This is a genomic window from Mesorhizobium sp. M2A.F.Ca.ET.067.02.1.1, from assembly GCF_004023285.1.
GTDB lineage: Bacteria > Pseudomonadota > Alphaproteobacteria > Rhizobiales > Rhizobiaceae > Mesorhizobium.
In genome coordinates, this window is the sequence record NZ_RZSB01000013.1 from 24,740 (window position 1) to 31,857 (window position 7,118).

Genomic DNA, 7,118 nt, shown 5'->3' on the forward strand with positions numbered 1-7,118 from the left:
GCTCAAGCCCTAGCCCCCTCAGCGGCGAGGAGCGCCGTCCTCGCCTCTTCCGTTTGCGCGACCTCGGCCGCCGGGATGTCGAAGTCGCGGTGATAGTTGAAGGTGTGGCCGATCGCGGTGGCGATGAGGCAGACGAAGCTCAGCGCCGCCAGCCACCACATGTACCAGATCAGCCCGAAGCCGAGCGCCACGCTGAACACGGCCAGGACGACGCCGGTGCCGGTGTTCTTCGGCATGTGGATCGGCTTGAAGCCGGAGAGCGGGCGCCGGTAGCCGGCTCTCTTCATGTCGAACCAGGCGTCGTTGTCGCGGATGACCGGCGTGAAAGCGAAATTATAGGCGGGCGGCGGCGAGGAGGTCGACCATTCGAGTGTGCGGCCGTCCCAGGGGTCGCCGGTGACGTCGGCCAGTTCGGCACGCTTGCGGATCGAGACGAAGATCTGGACCAGGAAGGCGGCGATGCCAGCGGCGATCAGCACGGCGCCGAAGGCAGCGATGACGAACCAGATCTGCAGCGAGGGATCGTCGAAGACGCGCATGCGGCGCGTCACGCCCATCAGGCCGAGGATATAGAGCGGCATGAAGGCGAACCAGAAGCCGAGCACCCAGCACCAGAACGAGACCTTGCCCCAGAACGGATCGAGCCTGAAGCCGAAGGCCTTGGGCCACCAGTAGGCGATGCCGGCGAACAGGCCGAACAGCACGCCGCCGATGATGACGTTGTGGAAATGCGCGATCAGGAACAGGCTGTTGTGCAACACGAAGTCGGCCGGCGGCACCGCAAGCAGCACGCCGGTCATGCCGCCGACGACGAAGGTGAGCATGAAGGCCACCGTCCACATCATCGGCAGTTCGAAGCGGATGCGGCCGCGATACATGGTGAAAAGCCAGTTGAACATCTTTGCCCCGGTCGGGATCGAGATGATCATCGTGGTGATGCCGAAGAAGGAGTTGACGCTGGCGCCGGACCCCATGGTGAAGAAGTGGTGCAGCCAGACTAGATAGGACAGGATGGTGATGACCACCGTGGCGTAGACCATCGAGGTGTAGCCGAACAGGCGCTTGCCGGAGAAAGTCGAGGTGACCTCGGAAAAGACGCCGAACAGCGGCAGGATAAGGATGTAGACCTCCGGGTGACCCCATATCCAGATGAGGTTCACATACATCATCGGGTTGCCGCCGAAGTCGTTGGTGAAGAAGTTGGTGCCGACATAGCGGTCGAGCGCCAAGAGGGTGAGCACCGCCGTCAGCACCGGGAAGGACGCCACGATCAGCACGTTGGTGCAAAGCGAGGTCCAGGTGAATATGGGCATGCGCATCATCGTCATGCCGGGCGCGCGCATCTTGATGATGGTGCAGATCAGATTGATGCCGGATAAGGTCGTGCCGACGCCGGCGACCTGCAGCGCCCATATGTAATAATCGACCCCGACGTCCGGACTGTAATTGATGCCCGAGAGCGGCGGATAGGCCAGCCAGCCGGTGCGGGCGAATTCGCCCACGAACAGCGAGGCCATGACCAGGATGGCGCCGCCCACCGTCATCCAGAAGCTGAAATTGTTGAGGAAGGGGAAGGAGACGTCGCGCGCGCCGATCTGCAGCGGCACGACGAAGTTCATCAGCCCGGTGACGAAAGGCATCGCCACGAAGAAGATCATGATCACGCCGTGCGCGGTGAATATCTGGTCGTAGTGATGGGCGTTGAGATATCCGTCCGAACCGTTGAAGGCGATCGCCTGCTGCAGGCGCATCATGATGGCGTCGGAGAAGCCGCGAAGCAGCATGACGAGGCCGAGCACCATGTACATGATGCCGATCTTCTTGTGGTCGACGCTGGTGAACCACTCGCGCCAGAGATAGCCCCAGAGCTTGAAATAGGTGATGGCGCCGAGAACCGCGAGGCCGCCAAGCGCCACCACGATGAAGGTGACGACGACGATCGGCTCGTGCAGCGGCAGCGACTCCAAAGTGAGGCGGCCGAAGATGAATTTGGTCAGCGTCTCAGGCATCCGCCATTCCTCACAATTCGAAGCGCAGCAGGCCGAGCGACGGCGTCCCGGCGTCGGCGCGGCGGCTGCCGGCGCCGGGCGCAAGCAAGCCGAGGCCGCGCAGCGGTGACAGGTTCCTGAGCGGCCAGCTCTTTTCATCGTCATTACGAGCCGCGCGAGAGGCGGCTGCCGCCTCCTCCGCCGTGCAGATGCTGGCGACATAGGACGGATCGTTACCGAACACCGCCCCGCGCCGGGCAAGCTTGTCATATTGCAGCGGCAGGGTGTTGCGAACGCCGGCAAGGCCAAGGCCGCCCTTGGCGTCGATCGACATCATCTCGTTCATGCACATCTTGCCCGGCTCGACGCACAGATTGAGGATCGCGCCATAAAGGTCGTGGTCGACGAAGGCATAGTGCCGGACCGGCTCGTTCTCGCTCGGGCGTTCAAGCTCGAGATAGGTCTCGCGGCTGAGTTTGGACTGCGCGCCTTTGGCCTGCGCCATCCAATCGGCGAAGGCCTGATTGGAGAGGCCGTGGAAGGCGAAGTGCATGCCGGAGAAGCCGGCGCCGCTGTAATTGGCCGAGAAGCCGGTATAGGTGCCTGGACGATTGATGACGGCGTGCAGCTTCGTCTCCATGGCGGGCATGGCGTAGATCTGCCCGGCAAGGGCTGGAATGTAGAAGGAGTTCATCACCCTGGACGAGGTGATGCGGAAGTCGATCGGCTGATTGACCGGCGCCGCCAGCTCATTGACGGAGGCGATGCCGTAGTCCGGATAGATGAAGAGCCACTTCCAATCGAGCGCGACGACCTCGACCCTGAGCGGCTTATGGTTCTGCGTGACCGGCTGTCCGGGCTCGATGCGGTCGATGCGCCGGTAAGGATCGAGCAGATGCGTGCCGAGCCAGGTCAGCGCGCCCAGGCATATGATGATGAGCAGAGGGGCCGCCCAGATCACCAGCTCCAGCTTGGTCGAATGGTCCCAGTCGGGCGTGTAGGTCGCCGTCGTGCTGGACTGCCGGTAGCGCCAGGCGAACAGCACGGTCAGCGCCATGACGGGCACGATGATGAGCAGCATCAAAAGGGTCGAGACGACGAGCAGGTCGCGCTGCTGCACTGCCACGTCGCCCGCGGGCGCCAGCACGACGAAGTCGCAGCCGCTCGGCAGCACGGCCAGGGGAAACAGAAGCAAAGCTCCGGATCGTTTCATCAACGCTGCCCTCGATGGCGTCGCAACGGGCTTTTGCAAGCTACAACGCGGTATGGGCCAACGGCTACTGCCGCCGGCACGGGGACGACATTGGACAATTTGTCCAATGCCGGATTGCTATGGCTTTGGCGAAACTGTGCACGCATAATGGGACGAGGACAATCGCGTTCCGAACTTGAGCTCGGTGGCGACGAACAAGATGGCTGAAACTTCGACTGCCGAAACGGACAGCAGGCTGATCGGCTCGCATCACGGCCAGGTCAGCGCTGGCGATATCGCGGTCGGCGTGATCATCGGCAGGACGTCGGAGTTCTTCGATTTCTTCGTCTATGCGATCGCTTCCGTGATCGTATTCCCCAGGCTTGTCTTTCCGACGCACGATCCGCTGGTCGGAACGCTCTATTCCTTCGCGATCTTCGCGCTGGCCTTTATCGCGCGTCCGTTCGGCACGGTGCTGTTCATGGCGATCGACCGCGCCTATGGCCGCGGCGCCAAGCTGACGATCGCGCTGTTCCTGCTCGGCACCTCGACCGTCGCGATGGCGTTCCTGCCGTCCTATGAAGACGTCGGCGCGGTCGCCGCCTGGCTGCTGGCGCTGACCCGGTTCCTGCAGGGCCTTGCGCTTGGCGGGACATGGGACGGATTGCCCTCGCTGCTGGCGCTGAACGCGCCGCAGAACCGGCGCGGAATCTATGCGATGATCCCGCAACTCGGCGCGCCGATCGGGCTCATCGTGGCGAGCTCGCTGTTCGCCTTCTTCGTCGCCAATCTCTCGGCCGATGATTTCTTCGCCTGGGGCTGGCGCTATCCGTTCTTCGTCGCTTTCGCAATCAATGTCGTGGCGCTGTTTGCCAGGCTGCGCATCGTCGTCACGCCAGAATTCTCGAAGCTCTACGAGAGCGGCGACCTGCAGCCGACCCGCATCAGGGACATGATCAGCACGGAAGGCCGCAACGTCGTCGTCGGCGCCTTCGCGCCGCTGGCGAGCTTCGCGCTGTTCCATATGGTGACGGTGTTCCCACTGTCCTGGGTTTTCCTGTTCACCAATGAGGGGCCGGAGCGCTTCCTGGTCATCGAGGCGGTGAGCGCGCTGTTCGGCATCGCTGCGATCGTCGCATCGGGGCCGCTGGCCGACCGCGTCGGGCGTCGCGCCCTGCTCGGCGGCGGCGCCGTCGCCATCGCCGCTTTCAGCGGTTTTGCCCCGCAGCTTCTCAATGGCGGCACCGTCGGGGAGGCGGTGTTCATGGTGCTGGGCTTCATCCTGCTCGGCTTGAGCTTCGGACAATCCTCGGGCGTCGTCGCGTCGAGCTTCTCGCGCCAGCACCGCTACACCGGCTCGGCGGTGACGTCGGATCTCGCCTGGATGTTCGGCGCCGGCTTCGCGCCGCTTGCCGCGCTGCTGCTCGCTGGCACGTTCGGCCTCATCGCCGCCGGCGCCTATCTGCTTTCAGGCGCGGCCTGCACGCTGATCGCGCTGTGGATTGACAGGCAGGCGTCCACGACGGGCCGCTAGTACCCGGCCGCTAGCACGTTGTCGCAGGCGGCCAATCAGACCTGGTAGAAATCCCGATACCATTCCACGAAGCGCGGAACGCCGACCTCGATCGGGATCGTGGGCTTGAAGCCGGTCACCTCCTCGAGCGAGGTGATGTCGGCGTAGGTCGCCAGCACGTCGCCCGGCTGGAGCGGCATCAGGTTGCGGATTGCCTTGCGCCCAAGCGCGTCTTCCAGCACGTCGATCAGCCGGCTCAGCTGGACGGGTGAGCTGTCGCCGATGTTGTGGATCCTGTACGGCGCATTGCTGGTCGCGGGATCCGGGGTAGCGCTTGTCCAATCGGTATTGGGCGTCGCGGGATGCTCCATGACGCGGATTACGCCCTCGACGATGTCGTCGATATAAGTGAAGTCCCGCTGCATGTTGCCATGGTTGAAGACGTCGATCGGCTGGCCGGCGAGGATGGCCTTGGTGAAGATGAACAAGGCCATGTCGGGCCGACCCCACGGACCGTAGACGGTGAAGAAGCGCAACCCAGTGGTCGGCAGCCCGAACAGATGGCTGTAGGTGTGGGCCATCAGCTCGTTCGCCTTCTTGCTGGCGGCATAGAGGCTCAAGGGATGGTCGGCGGAATCATGGACCGAGAACGGCATGCGCGTGCTGCCGCCATAGATCGAGCTCGACGATGCATAGACGAGATGACCGACAGTGGCCTGACGGCAGCCCTCCAGGATATTGAGGAAGCCGTCGAGGTTGCTGCGCGCATAGACGTGCGGATTGGTCAGCGAATAGCGGACGCCCGCCTGCGCGGCGAGATTGACGACGATCTCCGGCGCTGCGGAAGCAAAGACCGCCGAGACGCCGTCGCGGTCGGCGAGATCGACATGCTCGAAGCGAAAGTTCGCGGACGCTTTCAGCCGGTCGAGCCGCGCCTGCTTCAGGGCAACGTCGTAATACTCGTTCATGGAATCGAGGCCGACAACCTGCCGGCCTTCGGCAAGCAGCCGGTGGCAGAGGTGAAAGCCGATGAAGCCGGCCGCGCCGGTGATCAGTATGGGTCTGCTCGACGTCAATCCATGCCCCCAAACCTTGTGGTCAGACCGGACCGATCTTTCGCCGACAGCCCGCGGGCACGTCCGGAATTCCTCAAGCCGGTCGAGAACTTGCGCCTTTTATGGCAGGCCGTCGACGAATTCAACGATACGCCTTTCTCCGCCGTCCGACACGACTTACCGGTCCTTGCGGCGCCAGTGGCTGCAAGGCTGGCGCGGGCGGATGCGGCAGCAGCGTACCGAGCCCGTCGACCTCAGCCTGCGCCAACCCGTCATCCCACCGCTCCGGAACGGAGGCCGCCTCGTATATGGTTTCAGTCAGCTCGATCATGGTCGCCTGGAGACGATGTGGACGGAGCCGGCCCGGGAGCTCCAGTATCCGACTGCGGAAATGCAATCTCAAGCCGATGCTGATATGCGAGCGCGGTCAGGGATCGGATCCATTCATGCAGAATGAGATTGCGCTCATGAGGCCAGTTGAGGGTTTTATTTTCTTGGTGATCTTCCTTTGCTGAGGCAAACTGCTAGCGGGCTGTCAGGAGGAGAAATGAGAGCACGCGCGGCGACGGTCGGAGACCTGGAAGATGTGTTCCACGGCCTGTCCAAGCGGATGTCGGACGAATATGTCGCGGCCGGCAAGGACAGCAAAAGCGCCTATGACAATCTGATGATGAATTTGAAGGAAGGCCGGGCGCACGCGCTTGTCGAGGGTGACAGGGCCGTCGCGATCATCGCCTGGCATGAGCATGCGGACGCCGCCGACACGCTGTTCGCGGCGCGGGAGGATTTCTTCAACGCCGCGACGGTCCGCTTCTGCAAACGGCACATCCGCCATGTCCAGGCGCTTGCCGGCAACCTTCCCATCCATTCGCGCAGCTGGCTGGACAGGCCGGACGTGGCGAAATGGTTCCGCGTGATCGGCTATGTCGACCGTGGGCGGGAGAACGGCGCCCACCTGTTCGAGCTGCCGCCAGCCGCCAATAGCTGACCAAAACGAGGCCATTCCTTGCAGCTCTTGGCTTGCGCGAAAACCCGATTGGAAAGATTGTAGGCGCAGGCAGCCGGGCGACCTGGCACGCCGGACGGGGTATGGCTGCTGGAAATGGGGATGTTGCGCGTCTGCCTGGCGGTTGTCGCCATCGCTGCCCTGATGACACCATCAGTGGCGGAACCGCGTGCCTCCCATCTTTTTGACCGAGCTGACCTCACGGCAGCCTATTCGGGGCAACCCGATCTCGTCACCGCGTATGCGACCGGCATGGCGCGCTACCGGTTTCAATATTCGGGCCCCGCAACCCAGGCCGGTTTGGCCGCGCCGCTCGAGCCTCGCCTACTGCGGCCTGAATTCCAGCAACGGACATGGCGTTCGG

General features: G+C 63.3%; 5 protein-coding genes and 1 pseudogene. 3 read left to right on the top strand and 3 right to left on the bottom strand.

Annotated elements, in window-relative coordinates; translation table 11 throughout:
- Positions 1–2: 2 nt before the first annotated feature.
- Both cyoB and cyoA read right to left on the bottom strand, forming a co-directional pair.
- Positions 3–2,009, bottom strand: a complete 2,007-nt coding sequence (gene cyoB, locus EOA28_RS03145) for a cytochrome o ubiquinol oxidase subunit I (RefSeq protein ID WP_127251951.1) — start codon at positions 2,007–2,009, stop codon at positions 3–5.
- 10 nt (positions 2,010–2,019) lie between these two features.
- Positions 2,020–3,201: a ubiquinol oxidase subunit II gene (gene cyoA, locus EOA28_RS03150; RefSeq protein ID WP_127251950.1), complete on the bottom strand. Its 1,182-nt coding sequence runs from the start codon at positions 3,199–3,201 to the stop codon at positions 2,020–2,022.
- A gap of 199 nt (positions 3,202–3,400) precedes the next feature.
- Here cyoA and EOA28_RS03155 point away from each other — a divergent pair, with 199 nt between their 5' ends.
- Positions 3,401–4,714 carry an MFS transporter gene (locus EOA28_RS03155; RefSeq protein WP_127251949.1) on the top strand — a complete coding sequence of 438 codons (1,314 nt, stop codon included), beginning with the start codon at positions 3,401–3,403 and terminating at the stop codon, positions 4,712–4,714.
- A 35-nt stretch (positions 4,715–4,749) separates the two neighbouring features.
- Here the strand turns inward: EOA28_RS03155 and EOA28_RS03160 are convergent, their stop codons facing one another.
- The gene (locus EOA28_RS03160; protein ID WP_189341912.1) at positions 4,750–5,769 is read right to left on the bottom strand and encodes an NAD-dependent epimerase; all 1,020 of its coding nucleotides are present in this window, start codon (positions 5,767–5,769) and stop codon (positions 4,750–4,752) included.
- A gap of 526 nt (positions 5,770–6,295) precedes the next feature.
- Here EOA28_RS03160 and EOA28_RS03165 point away from each other — a divergent pair.
- Both EOA28_RS03165 and EOA28_RS39510 read left to right on the top strand, forming a co-directional pair.
- Positions 6,296–6,736 (top strand): hypothetical protein, encoded by a 441-nt coding sequence (locus tag EOA28_RS03165; RefSeq protein ID WP_127251948.1) that lies wholly within the window; start codon positions 6,296–6,298, stop codon positions 6,734–6,736.
- Positions 6,737–6,856: 120 nt separating this feature from the next.
- Positions 6,857–7,118: pseudogene (locus tag EOA28_RS39510) on the top strand (hypothetical protein); the annotation flags it as partial.